Origin of the sequence: Crinalium epipsammum PCC 9333 (assembly GCF_000317495.1) — a bacterium.
Classification (GTDB): domain Bacteria; phylum Cyanobacteriota; class Cyanobacteriia; order Cyanobacteriales; family PCC-9333; genus Crinalium; species Crinalium epipsammum.
Genome location: NC_019753.1, coordinates 1,677,468 through 1,701,706, shown reverse-complemented (window position 1 = coordinate 1,701,706; position 24,239 = coordinate 1,677,468). Strand labels below are relative to the sequence as shown.

Sequence of the window (24,239 nt, the reverse complement as noted above, 5' to 3'; positions counted from 1 at the left end):
ATAAATTATCTTCAAAACGAATAAATTAAATATACCTCCTAACTCAGATGTTTGGGTTGATTATTTGCCATTAAAGTATATGAGCGCCAAATTTTTAGAGAAAACAGTTAAGGAGGAAGATTTTTTGTGATTGTTAACCAACACGATCAAGGTTGGGAAGTAATTTACCACCGCGCTCATGCTTTACTAGCTGCTCAAATTGCCGGAAATTGGCATCAACAAGACCGTCCAGAAAGAATCATAGAAACCGTAGCAGCAATTTCCCACCATGATGATTTAGAAAAAGAATGGGAAGGCGATCACTTAACAAAAGCTGGCGCACCAATGGACTTTACAATTGGTGGTGAAACTTCTGTTCCAAAGTTAAGAGGACTGACAACAAATTCACGCTATCGAGGGCGATGGGTAGCGATGTTAATTTCTATGCACATGAGCTTTTTAAATGAAGGCAAACGTGGGGAATCAAAGGAATTAGATGAATTTTTAGATGAGCAATTAGAAAATCAGAAAAAATGGCGTAAGGAATTGGGTTTAAGTAAGGAAGAAGCCGAGAAAGCTTATGCCTTTTTTCAGTGGTGTGATCGCTTTTCCCTAATTCTCTGTAGTCAAGAATTACCTGCTGGAGAACGACAGCTAGAAATTAGTCAAGGACCAGACGGTAAACGCTATGATGTCATGCAAAATGCCGATGGTCACGTAGTCGTTACACCTTGGCCTTTTGCAGAAGATAAGTTTAATGTTAGGGTCGAAGCTTGTTATCTATCTCAAGTCAAATTCGAGAGTAACGAAGAACTCACAGAAGCTTTGCAAAATGCTCCAATTAAAGAGTTAGAATGGACATTAATCAAGGCTTAAAATCAGTAACTTAATTTCCTGATTTGATGTTGATGGGCATAACAAATAGATACCCACACAAAATAAAAGCTACATTACCTATAATTCTTGTAGAGACGTTGTATGCAACGCCTCTACATTCGCATGAGCGGAGATGTCTAATATACTCGGTTGATTAATTAAGCCTCTGCATCTTAAGTTTGTGGGCATAAATAAACGTATAGTGAAATTCCTACGTCACCCATCACCATTCCCCAGAAAAGAGCGATCGCTCTTTAAGGTTTAATTTTACTCACATACTTATTTTCAGTATAAATCAACTTGACATAAAATTACTAATGATATATTGATTTATTTGTGTCATAATGTAAAAGAAGTGAAAAATCGGTCAGTAGGATGTATCAGCACATTCTCTCAATCTGACTCCGACAAAATGAGCTAATTTTTGGCTCAGAAGGATAAATATTTATGAAAGTTCAAGCATTAGACATTCAGATTGGACATCGCATTATTGCCTACTGTAATAGCAGGATGCAGACCTGCACAGTCAGAGAAATATTATACCCCGACCAAAAAAACATTACGTTAAAAGTATTCACATCTGGGCATTATCGGCACTCCGCCTCATCGGTGGTGCAATTTAACCGAGACGCTTTTGTGGATGTGGTAGGCTAATTGTGACTACTTAACTGATATTTCAATTATTAATAATAACTTGCAGTGATTGAATTTGTAGTAATAAGTTAGGCGAATTGCTTTGTAACTAAATTTACTTTCAAGTTATCAAAGGCAGTATCAGGAATTGCCTTATTTTAAACATCGCTGCTGTAGATAACAGTGGGTAGCATCATAGATATGCTATCCATTTATATTATATAGATGAAGTACTATTTTGCAATCAATCGTAAAGACAAGGATATACCCTTGTCTATAAACCAGTGAGAACAAAAATGGTGTATCTGGTGTCATGTAAATAAAACTTACGCAAAGCTCCCTATATGACCAAAATGGTCACACTACATCGGGTATATATCTAACACGACCACAAATGTAGTGCGGGCATGATCAGCGCAAGTTAATTTGCTTAATTCCTGGTAAAAATCTCAAAAAAATAAACATATACGTGCTAGATTTAGCAGTCTAATAACTATGAAAAAATCCTTTTCCTGCTTCAAGATCGCTTGTTTAGAATTAATACTGCTGGTAGGTAGCTGTGCAGCTACTCCTAAAATTGAGCAATTGTTAGCGCAGCAGAGGCAAGTAACGCCTAACGTCCAAAATTCAACCAAAAAATCTCTACAAACTGAGCCTAAACTTAGAGGTATTCCTCTAGCGTGTTATGTGCGTGTTGGTCCTCTGGGGTTTTTACCGTCTTCAGCTTCTAGTTCAGCCAGTATGCTGGCAGCTGATCAATCGACAGAGTGGGCTGAAATAGCTTTAGCTTATGCTAAAGCTAAACAATTTCCGAGTGCGATCGCCACTACTAAAAAAATGGACAATTATCATTACATAAAAGACACAATTTTAGTAGAGATAGGAGGGATGTATGCTGCTGCTGGTCAATATACTAAAGCTAAACAGTTAGTAAACAGTATTGAGAGGGGAGACGATAAATCCCAACTGCTAGCTAGAATCGCATCGAAGTATGCCAAAGCAGGTAAACCTCAGCAAGCTTCACAAACATTTATGCAAGCTTTACGACTTACTAGAACTCTTGATGCTAAGTTAATGAGAGACGGCGCAATAGCCGCAATTGCGATTGAGTATGCCTCCGCAGGTCAATATAAACAAGCGTTGCAACTAACTAAAACTATTAAAGATCAATCTGATAAACCCCAGGCATTAGCAGGTATAGTTACTCAATATGCTCTTACGGGTCAATTTGACCAAGCCCTAAATTTAGCTAAAACAATTGGGGATAACTATTATAAAAGCCAAGCCTTAGAATCAATTGCTGAATCTGCTAAAGTTAGCCAACTCGCTCAACTTACACAGGTAACTCAAACAATTAAAGATGATACATACAAAGCTGTATCTTTAGCTAAAATTGCTAGGCGATATGTGGCTCTTGGTAACTTTGACCAAGCTGCAAAACTCACTCAAATGGTGGATGCAATTAATCCATATGGTGATGCTATGTTGCCCGATATTATTGCTGACTATGTAACTGCTGGGAAATTTGATCAAGCTTTACAGCTTGCTAACAGTATGAAGGATGAATATTGGCAAGGTGAGACGATGGTTAAGATTGCACAGAAATATGCGGCGGCTGGGAAATTTGAGGAAGCCGTAAGATTGGCTGATTCAATCAATTCTGTAGAAAGCAAAACCCAGGCGTTAAAAGCGATCGCTTCTGAATATGCTAAAACTGGGCAGTATGATCGCGCATTAGCACTCGTAGGAACTGTCCCACCTGCTGCTACTGAAGCTTACGAAGCGATTCAAGCACAGTTTATTCCTTTGCTCAAGTGCGCTAAAACATAGTAAATAATTGGTGAAGGCTGTTAGCCTCGTTTTCTTTTAATGCGACGTTGCATTAGTTTTTTGAGCAACATTTGTTCTCCTTCTCCTTGGGATAAATTTACTTGCCGTAATTTCAAAATTAAGGAACCAGAATTATTTTGGGCAACATGAGGTACAGCCAAAGCTTTAAACTCACAAATATCTAGATTTGTGGCATAACCGCGTACTGACTGAATTTCTTTAAGATCGCGGTTTACAAGAGATGTTAGTGCTTTTAATTCTAATATTGCTGTCTCTAACTCAGTTGCAAGTTTGTTGATATGTTCTGCTTGGACAGACAAACGCTTTAAGCCGTCCCCAACCTTTTGCTGAAGTTTTCCCTGGGAACTTTCCGCAGGTTTTAATGACAGCAGCTTGGGTTGTGTACCCATTTGCTGTGACTGTGCTTTTTGACGACGATTTTGCTGCGCTAAAGCTTTTATACCTAATTGTAGTTTTCTCATGGCTGATTGCTAGCTTGCTACTCTCAAATTTTACTAGCTAAATAGTACAAAAATACTATGTATTTATCTGGGATTGATGCCAGTATGCTTGGAATAGCCAGATGGTGGAGTTAAGAGATAACCACTTTCAAGATTCGTCTGCTAATTCATTGATCGGGATATAAATATCTTGACTTAGTAATAATCTATTGCTAGTAGAGCTAGGAAATTGCACATTTAGGAAGCATTATATGGAATTGACAACAAAAAACTGTATCCCCTGCACTGGCAAAGAACCACATCTTACAGCAGAAGAAATTGCTCAACTCCAGCCTGAGATTCCCGATTGGCAAATTATAAAAGTTGATGGAGAGTCGCGCCTAGAACGCATTTATAAATTTCTAGATTTTCAGACAGCTTTAGATTTTACAAATAAAGTGGGTGAAGCAGCCGAAAATCAAGGGCATCATCCCGCCCTACTAACAGAGTGGGGCAAGGTAACAGTTACTTGGTGGACTCATGCGATTTCTGGGCTGCACCAGAATGATTTTATTATGGCAGCAAAGACAAATCAGATTGCGGCTCAGTTATCAAAGAAATAAGCTCTAATCATTAGAGTTATGTCAAGAGCCTTCCTGACAGCTTAAGATCAACCTGAAGAAATTTATTTACGTGCATAACCATTATGACGATCCATCCTTCTGTTCAACAAGCATTTGCACAAGGCCCTGTACTAAAAGTAATTAGCGGCTTGAATAACTTTGACCACCAAAACGTTGCTGCGATAATTAAAGCCGCTCAAGCAGGTGGCGCGACATTTGTAGATATTGCTGCTGATTCAAACTTAGTGCGTATGGCTCGCCAACTAATAAGCCTACCGATTTGTGTGTCTGCTGTAGAACCAGAAAAGTTTGTTAGTGCTGTAGAAGCTGGTGCTGATTTAATTGAAATCGGTAACTTTGATAGCTTTTATGCCCAAGGTCGTCGTTTTGAAGCCGAAGAAGTTTTGGCATTGACCCAAGAAACGAGATCGCTCCTACCTAACATTACCTTATCCGTAACTGTTCCCCATATCCTAGAGTTGGATCAGCAAGTAGAATTGGCAATTGAATTAGTCAAAGCTGGCGCTGATATTATCCAAACTGAAGGTGGAACTAGCAGCACTCCAGTTCATGCTGGTACTTTGGGATTAATTGAAAAAGCTGCACCTACTCTAGCTGCGGCTTACTCTATTAGTCGTGCAGTTTCCGTTCCCGTACTCTGTGCTTCAGGCTTATCAAGTGTAACAGTACCAATGGCGATCGCGGCTGGTGCGGCTGGTGTCGGTGTTGGTTCCGCAATCAACAAACTTGATAACGAAGTTGCAATGGTTGCAGTTGTCCGCAGTTTAGTTGAAGCTTTGGCAACTGTCAGCCGTCCACAAGTTCATGCTTAATTAAGTAAGCTGTCAGCTATCAGCTAGACAGTAAATTTTTCCAAAAATGAATGTAGAGACGCGAAATTTCGCGTCTCTACAATGTTAATGTTGTTAACCCAAACAATCTTTTAAAGCATAAACTACCTGCTCTTGCTCCTCTAAGGTAAGTTCTGGGAACATCGGTAAAGACAACACCTCATGGCAAATTTGCTCTGAAGCAGGCAACTGACCGACTTGGTAGCCTAAATCTTGATAAACTGGTTGCAAGTGCAGAGGTAGTGGATAGTAAATCATCGAACTAACTCCGGCTTGCTCTAAAGAATTACGCACAGCATCACGTTTAGCACCTAAAGAGTCAGCGTCGGTTTGTTGACTTACAATCCGAATTGTGTATTGATTCCAAACACTCCGACTCCCATGAATTTCTTGAGGTGTTACTATTCCTGATATTGGTTTAAGTAGTCGGTGATAATTCTCCGCAACTTTTCGGCGTTGCTCATTCCAAGTATCTAGATGAGTTAACTTAATTTGCAAAATTGCAGCTTGCAACGCATCTAAACGACTATTAATGCCAATTTCTTCGTGGATATAGCGACGGCGACTGCCATGTTCTTTAAGCATCCGCATAGATGCTGCGATCGCACTATCTGATGTAGTACAAGCGCCTCCATCTCCAAAACCACCTAAATTCTTGGTAGGGAAGAAACTAAAGCAACCGATATGTCCAAAACTACCTACCCGTTGTTCTCCCCATCTAGCGCCAGTTGCTTGAGCTACGTCTTCAATTACAAATAAATTATGAGACTGTGCGAGATCCATTACTGCGGTCATATCCATTGGCTGTCCAAACAAATGCACAGGGATAATCGCTTTAGTACGCTCTGTAATTGCTGATGTAATTTGATTAATATCTAAATTAAACATTTCGGGGTCAATATCAACAAAAACAGGCTTTGCCCCTACAGCAGAAATTACCTCAGATGTCGCAAAAAAGGTAAAGGGTGTAGTAATTACTTCATCCCCCGTACCAATTTGTAACGCCCGCAGTGCCAGATAGAGTGCATCAGTTCCAGAATTACACCCCACACATTCCTTTACTCCCACATAAGCTGCAAACTGCTGCTCAAAGCTTTCAACTACAGAACCGCCAATATAACGACCAGAAGCTAAAATATCTTCAACAGCAACACTCACATCTTCAGCAATTAGTTTGTACTGCCGCGCTAGGTCAAGGGGGGGAATGTTACTCACTCGTTTGTACCCAAAATTTTACTTAATGCCTGATCAAATTGTCCTATTGAAGGGAATTGAACTATTGTCTTCCCTAATCTAATCAGAATAGCTATGCCCTGAAATTGTTTCACAATCAGTCCCTCGTATCAATAATCAGGCGCATTTTTGCAAATCGCGCATTCCCCGCGCCTGATAATTGCTAATTGATTTAAGGTGTATGTACCTGAATAGCAGCACCATTAGGACCATAAACTTCAAGTGGCAAACGGGCATTATCACTAATCGCTTCCAGTGCTTCTCCCACAGTTAATACATGATTAACTACTTTAATCTGAGCATTATAATCACCTTTAGCTTTAGCAAAGATAGCTGTTTGCTTTAAAGTATTAGCATAAGCAGGTGTCACCCGTACTTTAATGCCATTACTTGTAATTGTGTAGTTGCAAATTTGAGGTGTTCCAGAGCAAGTGCGATTTAAATCTTGACTGGTTTGCTGCATCCTCATCGCTAATTGGAATCTATCTTGTGCTTGTTGCAGAGCAACTGTATAGGAATTGATTAATGGTTGTGCTTTGCCATGATGAAATGTCCCGCTAGGAATACGTTTTAAAGAAGCGATCGCATTGCGCCAATTAGAAACAGCTTGTGACCATTGATTAATTCCTTGAGAATTTTGGGCTTTTTGAGCTAATACTAAACTTTGCTGATAAGTATTAGCAGCAACCTGTTCTTCAAAAGAGCGATCGCGCACTGCAATTAACTGTGGTTGAGATGATTTCAATAATTGCTGTGCTGGTTGATATGCTGTGGTTCCTTGTGGAATCTGATTGAGACTAGAGAACGCTGTTTGCCAAGTTGAGCGTACTGATTGCAAATCATCCAAGGACTGAGCCACACCCTGGCGTGCTTTCGCCACCTCAACAGTTTCTTTAGCTGTTGCTAACAGGGTATTTCCCTTTTGTTCAGTAGCTACTCGCTGATTAACCATCGCTAAATTTAGCTGATAATCTGGCAGTTTTCGTTGAGCCAACTGATAGACATTGCTATCTTCAGGAACTTGTTTAAAAACTGCGATCGCTTCATTCCAAAGCTGCTGCATTTCCAACCACTCTGACAACTCGTGAGGTGGAGCTTGGCTTTTCATAGCTGCTAAATTAGCCTTCTCTAAACCTTGAATTACTTGATCTAAGCGATCGCTATCTGCTTGATAAACTGCAATTAATTTCTGTGCCTTTTCATGTTCACTAGACCACCAAGGAATAACTGCCAGAATATTTTGAGCTTCTATTAACTGCTGTTTTGCCAGCAAAACTTCTTGCTTATTTTTAGCCTGATCCAAAGTTGTAGCTGAGTCTTGATTTAATCTTTGAGCGGCAGTAATTTCTGCACAAGCACCAACTACACATGGACGAGTCAACGCATAAAAGCTACCCAAAAACACCGCCATACTGACGCTCACTCCTCCCACTATCAGAGGTAACGATGGTCGCCAACTTTTCACCTGCACCGATGGTGTTTCATCAGATAAATTATCGGTTTCCCCACGCTCATAAATTTGCTGTTCCTCAGAGTTTGCTCTAGCACCAGCATTTAACCTCTGCCCAAACACCCATTCCTCATCACTACTATCGTCTGCCATAGATTCAGACGATGCCGCTAACATCTCTTTCCAGCTATTATGTAGATCTGGAGCTTCACCCAAAGCAAATGGGTTTTCAAAATTAGTATCTTCATTTCCTGCTTCTCCCATAGCCATGCCTGTAGGCATTGAAACAACTGCTGGTTCTAGCATGAACGAATGCCAATTGTAAGGCTGCTGACTGCCTCCAACCCTCAAATAAAGTCTTACTGGCAGTGTATATTCCGTTAACTCCGCTTGCAATGTCTGTTGCAAAACCCTAAATGTTTGTTGTGGGTCTGGTACAACATCTATCGGGTGTTGTGCCAGAATTACCAGCGTTCCCTCCTTAAAGGCACACCGCACTTTAAACGGAACCATTTGCTGGAACTCTAACTGAAGTCGCTGTTGTAAAATTTGCCCTAAAGCCTGTAAATCATTAAGTTCCATTGATGTCATAGTGATATACCCTTTTGTCTTGTAGTTTTTAGTGTTATATATTCTGTGTTTAATTTTCAGGCAAGATAGGCGATAGAAAAGGTATCCAAGATACTACTTAATATCGAGTTAGACGAGCGCAAAAACTTCCTATAAGTTAGTTTTATAACTGTTGATTGTTTTTTATCCTCCGGGGTAGACGCATAATAGCAGTTAGAGCCGGAATCATTATAAATGTAAAGATAGATTTATATTCTTAGTGGGTATACCCCCCTGCCTCCCCTGCTCTAGAAAGCACAGTAAAAATCCTTATTAGTTATGACTTATTCTCCTGCTTTGTCTGACCAAGTAATCCTAATAACAGGTGCATCCACAGGTATTGGCGCTGCTTTAGCAAAAGTACTAGCAGCAAAAGCTATGGGTATTCGCTTAGTACTAGCATCCCGTAATCAAGAAAAATTGCAACAGATAGCCGACCTTTGCAGCAAAGCTGGCGCTGATGTTTTTGTAGTGAGTACAGACCTAACTCAAATTGAGCAAGTTCAAGCCCTGGCTAAGTCAGTAATTGAGCGTTTTGGTCGAGTTGATGTATTAGTCAACAATGCTGGTTATGGACAAATGGGACCTATAGAATTAATTCCGATTAGTTCAGCACAAAAGCAGTTTAATGTCAATTTATTAGGACCATTAGCTTTAACTCAAGCATTAATCCCTGTGATGCGCGAGCAAGGCGGGGGCAGAATTATAAATATTAGTTCACTAGGAGGACGGCTTGCCTTCCCCTTCGGTGGCTTGTATAGTAGTTCTAAATTTGCCTTAGAAGGCATCAGCGACGCGCTCAGAATGGAACTAGCTGCTTTTAATATTAAAGTCAGCGTAATTGAACCTGGTCCAGTCAGTACAGAATTTTTTGATGTAGCTGGTCAAATGGTGGAACAAGCTGTCACCAATCCTGAAAATACCCCCTACAAATCGGCATTTGAAAAGTTAAAAAACTTAGAAAAAAACACCAGTAGTCGCGCTTGGACATCTGAAAGAGTCGCCGAGGTAATCATCAAAGCAATTACAACTCCCCATCCTCGCGCCCGTTATGTTGCTGCTACAGGGGGAGATTTCTTGCTTTTTGTAATGAATAAGCTATTGCCTACTGCTGCGGTGGATGCCTTCTGGAAACGCTTCTATGGACTTGACCAAGTTGCTAAAGATTGGCAAAATCGCCAAAAGTAACAGCATTAACAGGGAAATTATCTATATTTTAGAATAATTGATTACCGTGATTATTTTAAAATCGCGGTTTAAAAAACAGGCATGATAGGCATGATTAAAATGTATCGGATGACCCGGATATCACGCCTGTCGCAAGCATCCCGTATTGCTGCCACCTTCCGGTTCTGACAAAGTTTGGGCGTTGTGACCGCGTGAGTCCAGATCAATTTAACTATAACACCATTTTACGAAGGTGTAAAGTTTTTGCTAAAAATTTATTCCACAACAACGCACCACTCATAAAGCTTGTAGTTGACGCAATTATTTTTAATTAGTGGATCTTCAGCAACAATAGCTTGCGCTTCTGCCATTGACGTTGCCTGAAACAGCATCATACCTCCTCCCTTCTGTTTCCAGTATCCAGTCCGCGCTTGGTGTCCTTTGGTAATTAATTCCTGGACATAAGCTTGATGTGCTGGTACGTTTTGATCAAAAGTAGGTTTATCAACGATGCCTTCTTCTATTTTGACAAACCAGGGCATTGCTGATTTTTTCCTGATAAATTGATTACAGAAAGCTATATTACTGCTAATTAAATTCCTTGGACAACAAAAAAAGCCTATTTTTTATTGCGCTATTACCGCCGCAGGATATTCAAGATTATGTCACTGGTATTAAGCAACACTTTGCTGATACCTATAATAGTAAAGCGGCGTTAAAATCTCCTCCCCATATTACCTTGCAGCCTCCTTTTGAATGGGAGATTTCCAAGCTCCCAGCTTTGGAAGAATGTTTGATAGATTTTGCAAATGAGCATTCTACTATTCCTATCACTTTATCTGGTTTTGCTGCTTTTGTACCGCGTGTTATATATGTTAATGTTCTCAAAACACCGGAATTGCTAAGTTTACAAGAAGATTTAATGGATTCTGTGGAAGTATCATTAGGAATTGTCGATTTAGTTTCTAAAAAGCGTCCGTTTGCCCCACATATAACGGTGGGTTTTAAAGATTTAAGTAAGCAGAATTTTAAGGCTGCATGGTTGGAGTTTGAAAATCAAGAATTGCATTTTGACTTTACAGCAACATATCTCACGTTGTTAATCCATGATGGTAAAAAATGGCAGATTAATTCTGAGTTTTTACTAGCAAATAATGATGGATAGTTTAGTGCGATCGCATTGCATAATATAAACAAAACTGACGCAAATTAACTCGCACTCCTAATGTCCGCACTACAAGCTATAAAAAAGTGCAAAAACAAAAGCTTAGGAGTTGCTCAACCTTGCTATACATCATATAAAATTAAGCCAAAACAATCATTAACTCAAAACTTTGACTCAACAGTGAAAACTGACACTATATTTTATCGTCTTTTCCAAAGCTTCCCTAGCCTTCTATTTGAATTGATTGATCAACCTCCAGATCAAGCTAACGCCTATCAATTCGGTTCTGTGGAAGTTAAACAACTCGCTTTCCGTATTGATGGAGTATTTCTACCCGTTAGGGATGCTGTATCACCTATCTATTTTGTGGAAGTTCAGTTTCAACCCGATAAAAAGTTTTATTCTCGCTTTTTTACTGAGATATTTCTTTATCTAGATAAAACTGACCTGACTAACAATTGGCGGGGTGTGGTAGTTTTTCCTAGTAGGAGTGTAGATACAGGAGCAACAGAGCGGTATATTGAATTACTCAATAGCCAGCGAGTTAGGCGTGTCTATCTCGATGAACTAAGTTCAACACCACAGGAGTCTATTGGGATAGAAACAGTTAAATTAGTAATAGAGCCAGAAAAAAGCGCAGGTGCAAAAGCTAGGGAGTTGATTGACTTTGCTAGACGAGAAATAGCTGATCAAGTCGAGCAAAGAAAACTCCTTGAGTTAGTAAAAACAATCATGATTTATAAGTTTCCTAATACAACTTGGGAGGATATACAGGCGATGTTTGGATTAAGTGATTTAAAGGCAACTAGGGTATATCAGCAAGGGGTGGAAGAAGGGAAGTTACAAGCAATACCCGCGATGTTAAGAGCAGGTATAACTGTAGAGCAAATAGCAGAAGCTTTACAGTTAGATGTAGAAAAGGTTAGACAGGTTGCTGATAAGTAAATTTACTCAAATTTGACAACCATAATCGCCAGCACCCTCAATGGTGTGGGCGGTTGTTTTTTGCTCTTAACTCAAAGCTTTATCTAAAAATATCCGTTTTGGTTGGTGAATAATTTTGTAATCTCACAAATATAAGTTTAAGATATAACCTTGATAACTTTAGCTAAGTAGTAAAGATTACTATGAATATGATTAAGCCTGTTCAAGCAATTACAGCAGTAACTATAGCTGCATTTTTTTTGAGCTTGACTCCTATATATATATTTCCTGCTAATAGTAATTTAAAGTTAATCAAAACAGTCTTGATAAGCTGTAATGATGCTACGCAAAAAATAGCAGGATTAATTTTTACGCCTACTTGTAGTAATCGAAATGCAAAATTTATTGTAGAAAATACGAATAATCTAGAAAAAAGAATAGTGACTTATGGAAAAATAGGTGATTTTAGCTTTAGAAATTTTAAAATTATAAATTCAAAAAGTCAGCAGATAGTTGACCTATCAGCATTTTATAAAGAAAAAAATATATCTTCACAAAAACACAAGCTAGAAATTATATCCTCAAACTAAATTTAATTTTTTATCAAAGATATATGTTGGGTTTCCTGCGTCCGCCCAACCTACAAGAAAATTGAAGGTGAACAGGGTTTTTCTACTTATCAAAAGTATATTAAAAATAGGCGATCGCATCAATCATCAACAAGCGTGCGATCGCCCCATTCAAACCAGCAACACAAGTATCTATCTTTGCGTACCTTTGCGTAATACTTTGCGTACTTTGCGTTGAAAAATAAAAACCTATTAACCTTTAGGTCGTTGAATTACCTTCTCCACAACCCTCCTTTTAGCTTTCGGATCAATCCCAATTAAACGCACATACTCACCAACATGATCCAATAAACAACTTTCAACGGCTGTTACAGCTTCCGACTCATGGTTAGCAGTAATAGGCGCACAACTTCTCCAGCCATTACTACGAAAACGACGCTCATCAGCGTATTCCATTGCTATCCGATAACCGCCGTTAATTACTTCTTTTACCTGCTGCAATACCTCTGGATTTAATTGATTTGTTTCTACCTGACCATTGCCGCTACCTGCACTATATTGTTTATAGAATTGCTGCTGTTTTGGTTGCTCCTGTACTACCTGCTTCTGAGTAGGCTTAGAATTTTCAACTGGTAAAACTTGTTGAGTAGTATTTAAGCGATGTGCGTTGTATTCTTCTACTAAACGTGAACTTTGGACTCGCTGCTGTTCTTGCGCCATCAAGTTGCCAAATTCAATTAAGCGAGACAAACTAAAATCAGGTTTTTGGAATATTGGTGGTCCATCAACACTATTGACGACAGCAGAAGAAACTTTGTTATAACCGACTTGGTGGATAAATTGGCGGATTTGTTCATCGTAAATGCGCGATCGCAATGCACCAAAGAAATCAACTGCTTGAGTAACAAAATTATCGACTAACTGTGCAATCTCACTTTCAGATAATCCATCTTCAGAATAAATACCACGAACAATCCCAACTTTTTCATCTCTAGTCGGTTCCCAATGAAACTTCTCCATCCGACCATCTCTAATTAATGGTGCGTATAAAGTTGTAAAATCATTACCTGTAACCAAAATTGGTACACGGTGCAAAGGTGTAGAATCATAGCTACCAGGCAATTGCACATTGGTCGGGTTATCAGCAATATTCATCAGAGTGGCGTTTACCATCTGAGTATTTACCGTGTATTGAGTACCTTGATCGAACCTTCCTGCACCAGCATCTAAATCATTAATCATCAATACGCACATCTTACCGCGCACCTTGATTAACTCTGCTGCTTCCCGATAACGCAAGCGGACTAAACGTGAGGGATCTCCGGCATCTGGACTTTCTAATTCTCCGGCGGACATATGGACAACTTCAATGCCCATGCGCTGAAATACTAACTCACATTGAAAAGTTTTGCCCTCTCCCTTACGTCCATGAATGCCGAGAATTAAAGGGACTCTAACACCAGGGAGATCTAAGAAATTTTTGGTAATGTGAACCGCAAGTTTGTCGAGGAAGCGGGGAGAGATATAGTAACTCATCAGTTGGTTAAGATTAATTGCTCAGATTGCCCTATTGTGATCATTTTATGACACAGCAGAGTTTGCAACTTAAGTATGGTTGTTGAGAAAAGGCAATATAAACATTCAGAAATCAGAATGTCAGGAGTCAGAATGGGGCTTTTTTCATAGCTAAGGTGCTAACCGCTATAGAATAAAGCTGATAAGTAACTTCAATAAAAAACAGATGCGAATACTGGCACTTGTCCCAGGCGGGATTGGCGACCAAATTCTGTTCTTCCCGACGATTGATGACCTGAAACAGAATTACCCGGACGCGCAGATTGACGTAATTGTCGAACCTAGATCTACGGGTGCGTATCGGGTATGCAAGTCTGTCAATGAAGTTATGCGGTTTGATTTTAGAAACCGTAACGGCATGGCAGATTGGGGAAATTTGCTAGGTATTATTCGCGATCGCGAGTATGATTTTGCTGTTTCTCTAGGACGTACTTGGGGCGTAAATTTCCTTCTCTGGTTAACAGGAATTGCTACTCGTGTTGGTTATAGCAGTGGTCTTAAGGAAGCATTTATTTCCAACCCTGTACCACTAAAAACCGAGCAGTACACGGCGGAGATGTACCACGATCTGATCAAAGGCATAGATATAAACTCACCTTGTCCACCTCTTGCCGTCAACGTTCCTAAACAAGATATTGAATGGGCAGAACTTGCACAGCAACGGCTGGGTATTAACGAAACTGGTTATATTGTGATTCATGGCGGTTCTAGCCAAATCTCTCAGAGTCAAGGCATTGACAAAACCTACCCAGTTAAGAAATGGCAACAAATCGTTGAAGACATTCAACAGCGACAGCCAAATCTCCCAGTGGTAGTCATCAACGGACCAGACGATCAAGCATTTGTCAGCAGCTTGTTAGGATATTGTCCAGGTGTGAAAGTAATTTCACCCCCGGATATTGGTAAATTAGCGGCGCTGATTGCTGGTGCGAACTTGATGCTTTGTACAGATAGTGCGCCAATGCACATAGCTGTAGCAGTTGGGACTTATTTAATTGCTTTATTTGGACCAACTGAGGCGAAAAAATTATTGCCCAAGAGCGATCGCACTATTGGTTTACAATCTTCCACACGCTCGGTAGCAGATATTCCTCCCGCAGATGTGCTTGAAAAAATTTGGCGTGGCTAAATCAGCAGCATTCGCCTTCCTGCAATGGAATCCTCAACGTTGTAGTGATCTAACCACAACGTTGAGAATTTGCATCTTTATGCAAGTTTAAATTAACATTCATTGGAGCAGGCGCTCCTCTCAACATTCCCTCTGTGCTGAGGTCTTCATCTATTTCTTCCCAATGAATTCCATAACCACCACCGCATAGTTGCCATTTTTCTTGTTGCTCAGGTGTCGCATTAAATAGTTTTGGATACCACACTAAAGGTACAGTGATTGTCCGCCCATCCATTAAATCGACACTAATCGTTTCCTCTGTGAAGTAGACATTTTTAACTCTCTCGTCCGCTCGAATTGCCAAAATACCCATTCCAAGCCTCCAATAAAATTTCCTGGTTTTCTTGCACTATCATCTGCAACTTCCGCAATTCTTTGGCATTGAATCCAATGTTGTTTGCCAAACCGACTTGTTCTAACCAAAATTTGGCTGTTAAGTTATCGCGGTCAATGTGTACGTGAGGAGGTTCATTCGGTTCGTGGCTATAAAAGTAAAAGCGGTAGGGACCGATTCGCAAAACTGTTGGCATATTCTGATTATAGGCAAGCCTAAAGGCTGATTTCAGGTTAGTTACAGATTTGTATTGTTATATCTGGTGAGAGATAAAAATTAAGGCGAGTATGCCACAATACTTTGGGAAACTACCGATTAATCAGCAACCCTGGTCAACTATTGACCCAGTAACAGCTATTGAAAAAGACGAACGCCACATCTATCTAAAGTGTGGAGATCCAAGTATTGTTATTAGTGTATTAGCGCCTAATTTAATCCGAGTACGTCTTTCACCAACAGGAAAATTTAAACCGTGCCGCTCTTGGGCTGTAACATTAGATGATAGTGAATGGTCAGTTGTGCCATTTGAAGTTAAGGAAACAACTGAAAATATCGAAATTACCACAGCACAAATGCGGGTGTGCGTTCAACGTGAAGGTTGTCTAATTCAATGTTATGACAAAGATGGACGACCTTTTGCACACGATACCGATCCTAGTATGGGTTGGCGGATGGGTGCGATCGCCAATTGGAAACGCATCGAAGCGGATGAGCATTTCTACGGTTTTGGTGAGCGTACTGGGTTACTAGATAAGCGCAGTGAAGTAAAGACAAATTGGACAACTGATGCACTTGATTATGGCTTGTTAACAGATGAAATGTATCAAGCCATTCCATTTTTTATGGCGTTGCGTCCTGATGTGGGATATGGGATATTCTTTAATACTACATTTTGGAGCCAATTTGATATTGGTGCAGAACAACCTGGTGTTTTGCAAATGCAAACACAGGGGGATGAGTTAGATTACTACATCATTTATGGTGCTGAACCTGCGGAAATTATTCGCACCTACACTCAACTAACAGGTAGAATGTCGCTACCGCCAAAATGGGCGTTAGGTTATCACCAATGTAGATGGAGCTATGAATCAGAAACAGTAGTGCGCGAACTTGCACAAGAGTTTCGCCGCCGTAGTATTCCCTGTGATGTGATTCATTTAGATATTGATTATATGCAGGGATATCGCGTATTTACTTGGAGTTCTAAGCGTTTCCCAGAACCAGAAAAATTAATTAGTGAGTTAGCGCAGGATGGTTTTAAGACTGTAACAATTATCGATCCAGGCGTTAAGTATGAGCCAGAGGCAGATTATCACGTTTTTGATCAAGGCATAGAAAAAGACTATTTTGTGCGTAGTGCTGATGGTAAATTATTTCACGGTTATGTCTGGCCTGATAAAGCAGTTTTCCCTGATTTTTTGCGTGCTGATGTGCGGGAATGGTGGGGAAGTTTACATAAAAGTCTGACAGATATCGGCATTGCTGGTATCTGGAATGATATGAACGAACCCGCATTAGACGACCGACCTTTTGGCGATCCTGGTAATAAAATATCCTTTCCTTTAGATGCACCGCAAGGCGCTGAAGATGAACGTGCTACCCATGCAGAAACACATAATTTATATGGGTTAATGATGGCGAGATCATCTGCTGAAGGGTTAGAAAAGTTGCGTGCAGAGCGATCGTTTGTGTTAACCAGATCTGGTTACGCTGGTGTACAGCGTTGGTCATCTGTGTGGATGGGTGACAACCAATCTTTGTGGGAACATTTAGAAATATCCTTACCCATGTTATGCAATATGGGTTTATCGGGTGTCGCCTTTGTTGGTTGTGACATTGGTGGGTTTGCGGGAAATGCGACAGCAGAAATGTTTGCGAGGTGGATGCAAGTAGGGATGCTTTACCCATTTATGCGCGGACATTCAGCAATGAGTACAGCGCAACATGAACCTTGGGTATTTGGCGATCGCACTGAAAAAATTTGCCGAGAATATATTAACCTACGTTATCAACTACTTCCATACATTTACACCTTATTTTGGGAAGCAGCAAATACAGGCGCACCAATTTTACGACCGTTACTTTATCATTATCCCAACGATCCCAAAACCTATACTCTCTACGATCAAGTATTACTTGGTTCCTCATTAATGGCTGCGCCGATATATCGCCCAGGAGTTGAACATCGCGCCGTTTACCTACCGGAAGGTGTTTGGTATGACTGGTGGAGTGGGGAAAGATACGAAGGCGGAACCCATATTTTGGCACACGCACCATTAGAAATCATGCCACTTTATGTCAAAGCTGGTGCAATTATTCCCATGATGCCAGTAATGCAATACGTTGATGAGCGTCCTGTTGAGCAATTAACATTACGCATTTGGTCTGGTACAGGTGAGTTTACCTTGTATGAAGATGATGGTCGCACCTTTGAATATAAAAATGGTGGTTATGCAACTACAAAATATAGTGTGCTTGAAGCAGGGGAAGAAATTTTAGTTGAAATAGCAGCGCGTGAAGGTAACTGGACACCAGCAGCGCAGGAAATTATCGTAGAAGTGGTTGGCGTGGGGGAACAACGGTTTGCTGATGATGGGGCAGAACGTTGTTTGACCTTCTCAACTATTTAAGCGAGGTAAATGCTGCGTCTTTGTAGGGGCGTATTTCACTAAATCTCTTGAGACTATTCGTAAGTAAAAATTTATCCGCTTATTAATCCACTGTTTTAAAAATTACATAAGGATTATAATAATATTTTGGTTTAATCAAATGGCTACAAGTACTTTATTGCTTTTAAGGTTATTCAATGAGCAATAAACCTAAGATTTTTTCTTTTTTTGCTGGTTCAGGATTTCTAGATTTAGGCTTTGAACTGAATGGCTTTAACATAGCTTATGTAAGCGAGATTTATTCTCCCTTTATGCAGGCATATCGTTACTCTCGAAAAGCTCTCAACTTATCTTTACCAGAATATGGATATTATGAGGGAGAAGAAGCAGATGTTAGTAAACTGACGGAAGAACAACAAGCCCTACGTCTGTGGTCTTTAATAGAGGATGCACGCAAAACTACTGATATTATTGGGTTTATTGGTGGCGCTCCTTGTCCTGATTTTTCCGTTGGTGGAAAAAACCGAGGAAGTGAAGGAGATAAGGGAAAACTTTCCGCTTCGTATATTGAATTAATTTGCCAACAAAAACCTGATTTCTTTTTATTTGAAAATGTTAAAGGCTTGTATAAAACAAAAAAACACCGCTCTTTTTTTGAGCAACTTAAGTATCAGCTTAATAATTCAGGATATTTATTAACAGAATGCTTAATCAATGCTATAGAATACGGTGTTCCACAGGATAGAAGTAGAATAATTATTATTGGCTTTACAAAAGATTTAATAAATAATAAAAGAATTAAAAATTTTGACAATCTTAAAGAACTTCCTGATGAATTTTTTGATTGGAAAAAATATACTATATACCCAAAATGCCAAGCATTTTCTTATCCTTGGTCTTCTACAGACCCCTTTGTGGAAGATTCTACCCTTTCTTTTCCCAATAACGTTCCTGAAGAACTGACTATTGAGTACTGGTTTAGAAAAAATGATGTATTCAATCATCAAAATTCTGAACACTATTTTAAGCCTAGAGCCGGACTAAAAAGGTTTACAACTGTTGCTGAAGGAGATGATTCAAAGAAGTCTTACAAGCGACTTCACAGATGGCGTTATTCTCCTACAGCTTGCTATGGCAATAACGAAGTACACTTACATCCTTACAAAGTGCGTCGCATATCCGTAGCTGAAGCTTTAGCTATACAATCTTTACCTAGAGATTTTATATTACCAGATAATATGTCACTAACTAATATGTTTAAAACGATTGGTAATGGTGTTCCTTATTTAGCTGCAAAAGGTATTGCTCAAAGTATCCTTGACTTTCTAACAACACCTGAATTGTGTTACACGCCACCAGCTAGTAAGCAGTTAGAGTTACCACTGATATTGTTTTAAGCATTTTCAATAGCCGCTTGAACTAAAGGTTCTAAATTTGATTTTCGGTTGTATAAATATGTACCATCTACTAACTTCGCATTTTGTTCCAATGCCATACTATGAGGACTAATTGCTTTACTAAAAATACTCTTATCAGCAGGGGTTAAAGTACTTGCAACCATGTAATATTTCCAAGGTTGATCCAATAAGTAGCCCATTGATTTAATCATTGCTGCCTCAAACAAAGGTTGATAACGACGATCAGAACGGTTGGAAGTTTTAAGAGAAACTGCTGCTTTTAACTCTCCTACCTGTATTTTCCCTTTTAAAAAATTGTACAGCGCCAAAGTATCAGGAGCTTTTGCTTGCTGTGCTAAAAGGCATTGAACAGACGTTACAATATCACTATTAGCAAGGACAACAATCACATAATCTGGGCTTGGCAAGAAAATATTATTTTTAAACGGTGTAATCTTAGCTAAAGCCTTTCCAGTATCGAATTCATCTTTACTGAATAAACTTAGAAATTTAGAAGATACTTCATCTGAGTCTTCTTTTTGTAATCGTGAGTCTGGTAGAGAAAATACAGCAATACACTCATCAGTCTTTTGATTTATGTCAAAGGCAATTTCAGATAACAAGGTAGTCGCTATAAATTCATTCCATCGCCCTGCTGCGTTGTTGAGAGCGCCTACTTCAGGATACCTAGCGTATTGTTCTCTAAAAGCTTCCCTTGTTGTATTTTTTATCCAGCTTATTATTTCATTAACAGATAAATTATTATCTAGTTTATTAACTAATTCCGTTGACAAATTTCTATAAATTATTCTGCTATTGATTTGAACTTTATCCCCATCCTTTTTGGTAAACCATTCAATATTATTAACCATTTTTTGTGTCTGCCTCAATTCCATAATTAGCAAAGAGGGCAGAAACAGAAATATCGAGTGCATTTGCTAGTTTTTCAATGTTGACTAGCGAGGGATTACGGGAACCTCTCTCAATGTCTGAAATATACGTGCGGTGGATTTCAGATCGAAAAGCAAGCTCTTCTTGCGAAATACCTAATTCGCTCCTACGTTGCTTTATCGCCAATCCAAAGCGGTGCTTAATATCTAGTTCGCGTTTTTGCCTCACTAGATAATGGTGGTAGACTTGTATACTATCCGTCTACAGACTATAAGTGACAATAAAAGCCGAAATAAATTAAAAATGGGGTGCGATCGCTAGTAATGTTACGTTAGCGTTCCTGGCTGCACAAGCATTCAAAAATGGAGGGCAAATTTAGTAGAAATTGAGCCACGCCGTAAGAAGGTCAAAATTCTAAGTGAGATCGCTTCGTAACGCTACCCAACTGAGAATAATTGAAAGCATGATCGCATTTAATCTACTCAAAAGATTGATTCGGTTGAAATTTCCGTCTGTGCAGTCTGTTACAACAATCGAGTTTGCTCAATGGTTAGAAAATGCTGCAATGCCTGATTTACTAATCCTAGACGCACGCAGCGAAGCTGAATATGCTGTGAGTCATTTGCAAGCAGCTAAACACATCAAAGCAATTAATTTTGATGCGATACCTTTGCAAAGTCGCTTCGCGCAAAGCGCACGCTACGCGAACGCGATCGCCCCAGAAACAAAGATTGTTGTCTACTGTTCCATTGGCTACCGCAGCGCCAAGGCTGCCCAACAGCTTCAGCAGGCTGGATTTCCTAATGTCTTTAATCTAGAAGGTGGTATTTTCCAGTGGGCAAATGAACAGCGACCTGTTTTTAAGGATGGGCTATCTACTCAATGTGTTCATCCTTACAATAGTGCGTGGGGAAAACTGCTTAACTAACAAAATATTAGAAACAGTTTTATGAAAAACGATTTAAAATTTTACCGCTTAAATGCCGAGTGGTGAGGGTCTTAAACCCCTGCAATTCATCCGCCAGTTGCACAATGGTTATCCCTAGTCTTTTTAAAAGTTTTTTTATTCTTCAACAGTAGGGTGAAAATAAATGCAAGAAGCCTATATTGTTTCAGCCATGCGTACACCCCTCGGTCGGTTTGGAGGAGGGTTGGCAGGGTTTTCTCCGGTGGATTTAGGAGCGATCGCCATGCAAGCAGCCTTAGAGCGAGCAAGTGTGCCAAAGGAAGCTTTGGATTTATATATCCTCGGCAATGTACTAAGAGCGGGACACGGACAGTCTTTGCCTCGCCAAGCAGCTTTTAAGGCTGGGATTCCAGAAACTGTGGATGGGTATGCCGTTGATATGGTTTGTTCATCGGGCATGATGAGCGTGATTAATGCCGCGACTGCCATTCGTGCTGGAGAGGCAGAGATTGTTTTAGCTGGCGGTATGGAATCAATGTCCCAGACGGGTTTCTTTTTGTCGCACCGCGCCCGTTGGGGGTACAAAACGTTGCTAGGATCACCTGAACAAGTCACAGATCTGTTGCTCTATGACGGACTTACCGATGCCACAACTGCGGAAACGATGGGAACCCAGGCAGAGCGATTAGCCGCCGCTTATCAGGTAACACGGGCTGAACTGGATGAAGTTGCCCTGAAATCACAACAACGTGCTGCGATCGCCACTGATAAAGGTTGGTTTCAGTCAGAAATCATTCCAGTTGAGGTTACTGGTAAGAAAGGAACACAAATAATTGATCGAGACGAAGGAATTCGCTCAGAAACCACCTTAGAAAGTCTCGCTAAACTCAAACCTGCCTTTCAAGAGGATGGCGTATTTACCGCAGGCAACAGCAGTCAAATTTCTGATGGAGCGGCTGCTTTGGTTTTGGCGAGTAAATCGGCAGTAGAAAGGTATAAACTTAAGCCGATTGCTCGATTTATGAGTGGAGCATGGATTGGGGGCGAATCGTGGCGGTTTCCCGAAGTTCCGATTCTGGCAGTTAACAAACTGTTAGATAAACTCAAGCTCTCGATTTATGATTTTGACTTATTTGAGAATAACGAAGCGTTTGCTCTGAGTAGCGTTTTGTTTCATCGCAAATTAGGCATTCCTTACGAAAAATTAAATGTGTACGGGGGTGCGATCGCACTAGGGCATCCCATTGGCGCATCAGGCGCACGCATCATCGTTACTTTGTTGAACGCGCTGCAACAGCAAGACAAACAGATGGGTTTAGCGGCAATTTGTCATGGCACAGGCGGTGGAACAGCGATCGCTGTAGAACTGCTTTAACTGGCAAGGAAGGATATTGGCTGAATGGAATTTTTAGGACTAAAAGACAAAGTAATTCTCGTTACAGGTGGAAATCGAGGCAGTGGAGCAGCGATCGTTCATTTATTGCAACAATTGGGAGCTAGAGTTGCTTATACCTATCGCAGTGAACCCAATTCCGAAAGCACAGCATTAGCAATTCAAGCAGATGAATTTCTTAGCAAAATTTCCTAGAGTTAACGCCATTTTTTTAGGAAGAATTTTGCTGTAAATCAATATACTACAAACCCTCTTACAAGAAACATAGGTGTTTCTTTACATTCATCAGGAAAGTGATCGCTTTCCTGGGATGCTTTGGTCAGTTTCAGCCTGACCAAACCGATCAACTACTGAGGAACTCTGACTCGTAGTGAGGAGTTATGATGTGTAGACTGCTGCAAATGAACTATGTCCTCTCAAAATAAAAAGCCAAATGGATGTGGATGCTCAAGTATTCCGTTCTCACTAATACTAGCTATCTTAGGGGGTGCTTATTGGTGGTTTAGCCAGAAAGGAAATCAAGACATCAGCCACCTTTTATCTAAGATTCAAGAAATAACTATTCCGAAAGTAAATCAGATCCCAACAATTTTTTCATCCCCTACGCCCTCTTTATCAAGCAGGAACGATCCTACTCCTAATAATCAGTCAGCATCAACAGAAACAATCAGTCCCCAAAAGAAACCATTACCTCCAACGCCCTGGGAGAAAAAAGTAATTAGAGGAATTTATTTAAGTCGCTACCAAGTCACCAATAATGCCGACGAACAAACAATTCGTGCAAGAGTTCGTTACTATCGCTCTCAAGGAATTAATACAATTATTCATGGGGTTTGGGGCAATGGTTGTACGATGTACAAGAGCGACGTTATGCAGCAAACTCTGGGTTATAGCAGTTGTCCCAACCAGTTTCAAGACAGATGGTTAGATTGGTTGATTGATGAGGCACACCAACAAGGGATGCAAGTTCACGCTTATTTCGAGAAGGGGATTAAAATCGACAAAAATAGTCCTATTTATGATTTAGCAATTTCTCAAAAATGGCTAGTTCCTGGCGTGGATAAAACTTATGTAGGCATTGAGCAGTATGTACTTGATGTAGAGATTCCTGAAGTAGCTAGTTTTTTTAAAAATATCTTAGTAGAGTTCGTCCAAAAGTATCCCAAGATTGATGCAGTTCAATGGGATGATTATCTCGGTTATTATGCTGAATTACCTGGCAAAGTTGATCGTACCAAATCGTTAACTAACTTTGTGCAGCCAATGATAACAGCAATGAAACAAGCTAATTCTTCAGTAAGTTTTGATATTTGTCATCATAACCCTTATTGGGCTAAACGATATTTTGCAGCAGATTGGCAAAAATGGCAGGTTGATCGAGTGTTTATTCAAGCTTATAATGAAGCTAATTTTAAGCCAGAATTAAATTATGCCAAAAACTATGCTGGAATAGCCATTAGCGAACGACAATTCCATCACTTAAAAGAATTAGTTGATGATTCTGCTATCAAGAGCATTTTAGTTTTTCCTCTGTCGGGAAAACCAGAAGAAACAGCTTCTCAGTTAAACAGCTTGATCACAAACAATAACTAAGATGTCATAACTTTTTTTTTCCA

25 protein-coding genes, 1 other RNA gene and 1 pseudogene are annotated in these 24,239 nt (G+C 39.9%); 17 read left to right on the top strand and 10 right to left on the bottom strand.

Translation table 11 applies throughout. From position 1 onward, the window contains the following. The first annotated feature begins 126 nt into the window (after window positions 1-126). From CRI9333_RS07275 to CRI9333_RS07270, 3 genes are all read left to right on the top strand, one after another. A complete protein-coding gene (locus CRI9333_RS07275; RefSeq protein WP_015202520.1) occupies window positions 127-855 on the top strand; it encodes a DUF3891 family protein in 729 nt (242 codons plus the stop codon). A 447-nt stretch (window positions 856-1,302) separates the two neighbouring features. Further along, on the top strand, window positions 1,303-1,509 hold the full coding sequence (locus CRI9333_RS25610) for a hypothetical protein (RefSeq protein WP_015202519.1): 207 nt from the start codon (window positions 1,303-1,305) through the stop codon (window positions 1,507-1,509). Window positions 1,510-1,983: 474 nt separating this feature from the next. Then, complete coding sequence (locus CRI9333_RS07270; protein WP_015202518.1) at window positions 1,984-3,318, top strand: tetratricopeptide repeat protein; 1,335 nt, start codon at window positions 1,984-1,986, stop codon at window positions 3,316-3,318. A 20-nt stretch (window positions 3,319-3,338) separates the two neighbouring features. On the opposite strand, the gene CRI9333_RS07265 is transcribed toward CRI9333_RS07270, so the two are convergent. After that, complete coding sequence (locus tag CRI9333_RS07265) at window positions 3,339-3,800, bottom strand: hypothetical protein (protein ID WP_015202517.1); 462 nt, start codon at window positions 3,798-3,800, stop codon at window positions 3,339-3,341. Between the two features lie 230 nt (window positions 3,801-4,030). On the opposite strand from CRI9333_RS07265, the gene CRI9333_RS07260 reads away from it, so the two are divergent. Further along, window positions 4,031-4,381, top strand: a complete 351-nt coding sequence (locus tag CRI9333_RS07260; protein WP_015202516.1) for a 4a-hydroxytetrahydrobiopterin dehydratase — start codon at window positions 4,031-4,033, stop codon at window positions 4,379-4,381. 83 nt (window positions 4,382-4,464) lie between these two features. Continuing rightward, on the top strand, window positions 4,465-5,214 hold the full coding sequence (locus CRI9333_RS07255) for a DUF561 domain-containing protein (RefSeq protein WP_015202515.1): 750 nt from the start codon (window positions 4,465-4,467) through the stop codon (window positions 5,212-5,214). Window positions 5,215-5,307: 93 nt separating this feature from the next. On the opposite strand, the gene CRI9333_RS07250 is transcribed toward CRI9333_RS07255, so the two are convergent. Further along, a complete protein-coding gene (locus CRI9333_RS07250; RefSeq protein WP_015202514.1) occupies window positions 5,308-6,447 on the bottom strand; it encodes a DegT/DnrJ/EryC1/StrS family aminotransferase in 1,140 nt (379 codons plus the stop codon). A 190-nt stretch (window positions 6,448-6,637) separates the two neighbouring features. Beyond that, window positions 6,638-8,506 carry a hypothetical protein gene (locus CRI9333_RS07245; protein ID WP_015202513.1) on the bottom strand — a complete coding sequence of 623 codons (1,869 nt, stop codon included), beginning with the start codon at window positions 8,504-8,506 and terminating at the stop codon, window positions 6,638-6,640. A gap of 297 nt (window positions 8,507-8,803) precedes the next feature. Here CRI9333_RS07245 and CRI9333_RS07240 point away from each other — a divergent pair, with 297 nt between their 5' ends. After that, window positions 8,804-9,712, top strand: coding sequence for an SDR family oxidoreductase (locus CRI9333_RS07240; protein WP_015202512.1), 909 nt, complete (start codon window positions 8,804-8,806; stop codon window positions 9,710-9,712). A gap of 107 nt (window positions 9,713-9,819) precedes the next feature. Here CRI9333_RS07240 and ffs read toward each other — a convergent pair. Both ffs and CRI9333_RS07235 read right to left on the bottom strand, forming a co-directional pair. Further along, window positions 9,820-9,916, bottom strand: an RNA gene (gene ffs / locus CRI9333_RS25605) — signal recognition particle sRNA small type. Window positions 9,917-9,966: 50 nt separating this feature from the next. Next, on the bottom strand, window positions 9,967-10,233 hold the full coding sequence (locus CRI9333_RS07235) for a YciI family protein (protein ID WP_015202511.1): 267 nt from the start codon (window positions 10,231-10,233) through the stop codon (window positions 9,967-9,969). Window positions 10,234-10,292: 59 nt separating this feature from the next. On the opposite strand from CRI9333_RS07235, the gene CRI9333_RS07230 reads away from it, so the two are divergent. The 4 genes from CRI9333_RS07230 to CRI9333_RS26635 all read left to right on the top strand — a co-directional run bounded on the left by CRI9333_RS07230 (window position 10,293) and on the right by CRI9333_RS26635 (window position 12,587). Further along, window positions 10,293-10,856 carry a 2'-5' RNA ligase family protein gene (locus tag CRI9333_RS07230; protein WP_015202510.1) on the top strand — a complete coding sequence of 188 codons (564 nt, stop codon included), beginning with the start codon at window positions 10,293-10,295 and terminating at the stop codon, window positions 10,854-10,856. A gap of 180 nt (window positions 10,857-11,036) precedes the next feature. Next, window positions 11,037-11,801 carry an Rpn family recombination-promoting nuclease/putative transposase gene (locus tag CRI9333_RS07225; RefSeq protein ID WP_041226457.1) on the top strand — a complete coding sequence of 255 codons (765 nt, stop codon included), beginning with the start codon at window positions 11,037-11,039 and terminating at the stop codon, window positions 11,799-11,801. Window positions 11,802-11,983: 182 nt separating this feature from the next. Then, on the top strand, window positions 11,984-12,370 hold the full coding sequence (locus tag CRI9333_RS07220) for a hypothetical protein (protein WP_015202508.1): 387 nt from the start codon (window positions 11,984-11,986) through the stop codon (window positions 12,368-12,370). A 67-nt stretch (window positions 12,371-12,437) separates the two neighbouring features. Continuing rightward, on the top strand, window positions 12,438-12,587 hold the full coding sequence (locus CRI9333_RS26635; protein ID WP_157462284.1) for a hypothetical protein: 150 nt from the start codon (window positions 12,438-12,440) through the stop codon (window positions 12,585-12,587). A gap of 14 nt (window positions 12,588-12,601) precedes the next feature. Here the strand turns inward: CRI9333_RS26635 and CRI9333_RS07215 are convergent, their stop codons facing one another. After that, entirely contained in the window at window positions 12,602-13,885 is a 1,284-nt protein-coding gene (locus CRI9333_RS07215) for a ribulose bisphosphate carboxylase small subunit (RefSeq protein ID WP_015202507.1), read from the bottom strand. A 205-nt stretch (window positions 13,886-14,090) separates the two neighbouring features. Here CRI9333_RS07215 and CRI9333_RS07210 point away from each other — a divergent pair, with 205 nt between their 5' ends. Beyond that, the gene (locus tag CRI9333_RS07210) at window positions 14,091-15,053 is read left to right on the top strand and encodes a glycosyltransferase family 9 protein (protein ID WP_015202506.1); all 963 of its coding nucleotides are present in this window, start codon (window positions 14,091-14,093) and stop codon (window positions 15,051-15,053) included. A 49-nt stretch (window positions 15,054-15,102) separates the two neighbouring features. On the opposite strand, the gene CRI9333_RS07205 is transcribed toward CRI9333_RS07210, so the two are convergent. Both CRI9333_RS07205 and CRI9333_RS07200 read right to left on the bottom strand, forming a co-directional pair. Next, complete coding sequence (locus CRI9333_RS07205) at window positions 15,103-15,405, bottom strand: DUF2442 domain-containing protein (protein WP_015202505.1); 303 nt, start codon at window positions 15,403-15,405, stop codon at window positions 15,103-15,105. Beyond that, the gene (locus CRI9333_RS07200) at window positions 15,368-15,622 is read right to left on the bottom strand and encodes a DUF4160 domain-containing protein (protein WP_015202504.1); all 255 of its coding nucleotides are present in this window, start codon (window positions 15,620-15,622) and stop codon (window positions 15,368-15,370) included. Before CRI9333_RS07200 ends, CRI9333_RS07205 begins: the two co-directional genes overlap by 38 nt. 91 nt (window positions 15,623-15,713) lie before the next feature. Here CRI9333_RS07200 and CRI9333_RS07195 point away from each other — a divergent pair, with 91 nt between their 5' ends. Further along, window positions 15,714-18,056: a glycoside hydrolase family 31 protein gene (locus CRI9333_RS07195; RefSeq protein WP_015202503.1), complete on the top strand. Its 2,343-nt coding sequence runs from the start codon at window positions 15,714-15,716 to the stop codon at window positions 18,054-18,056. 176 nt (window positions 18,057-18,232) lie between these two features. Continuing rightward, on the top strand, window positions 18,233-19,432 hold the full coding sequence (locus CRI9333_RS07190) for a DNA cytosine methyltransferase (RefSeq protein WP_015202502.1): 1,200 nt from the start codon (window positions 18,233-18,235) through the stop codon (window positions 19,430-19,432). Here the strand turns inward: CRI9333_RS07190 and CRI9333_RS07185 are convergent. Both CRI9333_RS07185 and CRI9333_RS07180 read right to left on the bottom strand, forming a co-directional pair. Beyond that, window positions 19,429-20,304, bottom strand: a complete 876-nt coding sequence (locus tag CRI9333_RS07185; protein WP_015202501.1) for a Cfr10I/Bse634I family restriction endonuclease — start codon at window positions 20,302-20,304, stop codon at window positions 19,429-19,431. The genes CRI9333_RS07190 and CRI9333_RS07185 overlap by 4 nt on opposite strands. Beyond that, a complete protein-coding gene (locus CRI9333_RS07180) occupies window positions 20,297-20,551 on the bottom strand; it encodes a helix-turn-helix domain-containing protein (RefSeq protein WP_015202500.1) in 255 nt (84 codons plus the stop codon). The genes CRI9333_RS07185 and CRI9333_RS07180 overlap by 8 nt, the downstream gene beginning before the upstream one ends. Before the next feature lie 235 nt (window positions 20,552-20,786). Between CRI9333_RS07180 and CRI9333_RS07175 the strand changes: the two genes are divergently transcribed. The 4 genes and pseudogenes from CRI9333_RS07175 (at window position 20,787) to CRI9333_RS07160 (ending at window position 24,216) form a co-directional block, all read left to right on the top strand. Continuing rightward, a complete protein-coding gene (locus CRI9333_RS07175) occupies window positions 20,787-21,251 on the top strand; it encodes a rhodanese-like domain-containing protein (RefSeq protein WP_041225978.1) in 465 nt (154 codons plus the stop codon). Between the two features lie 163 nt (window positions 21,252-21,414). Continuing rightward, window positions 21,415-22,605 (top strand): acetyl-CoA acetyltransferase PhaA, encoded by a 1,191-nt coding sequence (gene phaA / locus CRI9333_RS07170; RefSeq protein WP_015202498.1) that lies wholly within the window; start codon window positions 21,415-21,417, stop codon window positions 22,603-22,605. 24 nt (window positions 22,606-22,629) lie between these two features. Further along, window positions 22,630-22,794, top strand: a pseudogene (locus tag CRI9333_RS27315) (beta-ketoacyl-ACP reductase); the annotation flags it as partial. A gap of 237 nt (window positions 22,795-23,031) precedes the next feature. Beyond that, window positions 23,032-24,216: a family 10 glycosylhydrolase gene (locus CRI9333_RS07160; RefSeq protein WP_015202496.1), complete on the top strand. Its 1,185-nt coding sequence runs from the start codon at window positions 23,032-23,034 to the stop codon at window positions 24,214-24,216. Window positions 24,217-24,239 lie beyond the last annotated feature (23 nt).

What these genes read in the sequence shown, in the direction of transcription:
- CRI9333_RS25610 (WP_015202519.1), top strand. Translation starts at nt 1,303, where the DNA reads ATGAAAGTTCAAGCATTAGACATTCAGATTGGACATCGCATTATTGCC.
- CRI9333_RS07270 (WP_015202518.1), top strand. Translation starts at nt 1,984, where the DNA reads ATGAAAAAATCCTTTTCCTGCTTCAAGATCGCTTGTTTAGAATTAATA.
- CRI9333_RS07265 (WP_015202517.1), bottom strand. Translation starts at nt 3,800, where the DNA reads ATGAGAAAACTACAATTAGGTATAAAAGCTTTAGCGCAGCAAAATCGT.
- CRI9333_RS07260 (WP_015202516.1), top strand. Translation starts at nt 4,031, where the DNA reads ATGGAATTGACAACAAAAAACTGTATCCCCTGCACTGGCAAAGAACCA.
- CRI9333_RS07255 (WP_015202515.1), top strand. Translation starts at nt 4,465, where the DNA reads ATGACGATCCATCCTTCTGTTCAACAAGCATTTGCACAAGGCCCTGTA.
- CRI9333_RS07245 (WP_015202513.1), bottom strand. Translation starts at nt 8,506, where the DNA reads ATGACATCAATGGAACTTAATGATTTACAGGCTTTAGGGCAAATTTTA.
- CRI9333_RS07240 (WP_015202512.1), top strand. Translation starts at nt 8,804, where the DNA reads ATGACTTATTCTCCTGCTTTGTCTGACCAAGTAATCCTAATAACAGGT.
- CRI9333_RS07235 (WP_015202511.1), bottom strand. Translation starts at nt 10,233, where the DNA reads ATGCCCTGGTTTGTCAAAATAGAAGAAGGCATCGTTGATAAACCTACT.
- CRI9333_RS07220 (WP_015202508.1), top strand. Translation starts at nt 11,984, where the DNA reads ATGAATATGATTAAGCCTGTTCAAGCAATTACAGCAGTAACTATAGCT.
- CRI9333_RS07215 (WP_015202507.1), bottom strand. Translation starts at nt 13,885, where the DNA reads ATGAGTTACTATATCTCTCCCCGCTTCCTCGACAAACTTGCGGTTCAC.
- CRI9333_RS07210 (WP_015202506.1), top strand. Translation starts at nt 14,091, where the DNA reads ATGCGAATACTGGCACTTGTCCCAGGCGGGATTGGCGACCAAATTCTG.
- CRI9333_RS07205 (WP_015202505.1), bottom strand. Translation starts at nt 15,405, where the DNA reads ATGGGTATTTTGGCAATTCGAGCGGACGAGAGAGTTAAAAATGTCTAC.
- CRI9333_RS07200 (WP_015202504.1), bottom strand. Translation starts at nt 15,622, where the DNA reads ATGCCAACAGTTTTGCGAATCGGTCCCTACCGCTTTTACTTTTATAGC.
- CRI9333_RS07195 (WP_015202503.1), top strand. Translation starts at nt 15,714, where the DNA reads ATGCCACAATACTTTGGGAAACTACCGATTAATCAGCAACCCTGGTCA.
- CRI9333_RS07190 (WP_015202502.1), top strand. Translation starts at nt 18,233, where the DNA reads ATGAGCAATAAACCTAAGATTTTTTCTTTTTTTGCTGGTTCAGGATTT.
- CRI9333_RS07185 (WP_015202501.1), bottom strand. Translation starts at nt 20,304, where the DNA reads ATGGTTAATAATATTGAATGGTTTACCAAAAAGGATGGGGATAAAGTT.
- CRI9333_RS07175 (WP_041225978.1), top strand. Translation starts at nt 20,787, where the DNA reads ATGATCGCATTTAATCTACTCAAAAGATTGATTCGGTTGAAATTTCCG.
- phaA (WP_015202498.1), top strand. Translation starts at nt 21,415, where the DNA reads ATGCAAGAAGCCTATATTGTTTCAGCCATGCGTACACCCCTCGGTCGG.
- CRI9333_RS07160 (WP_015202496.1), top strand. Translation starts at nt 23,032, where the DNA reads ATGTCCTCTCAAAATAAAAAGCCAAATGGATGTGGATGCTCAAGTATT.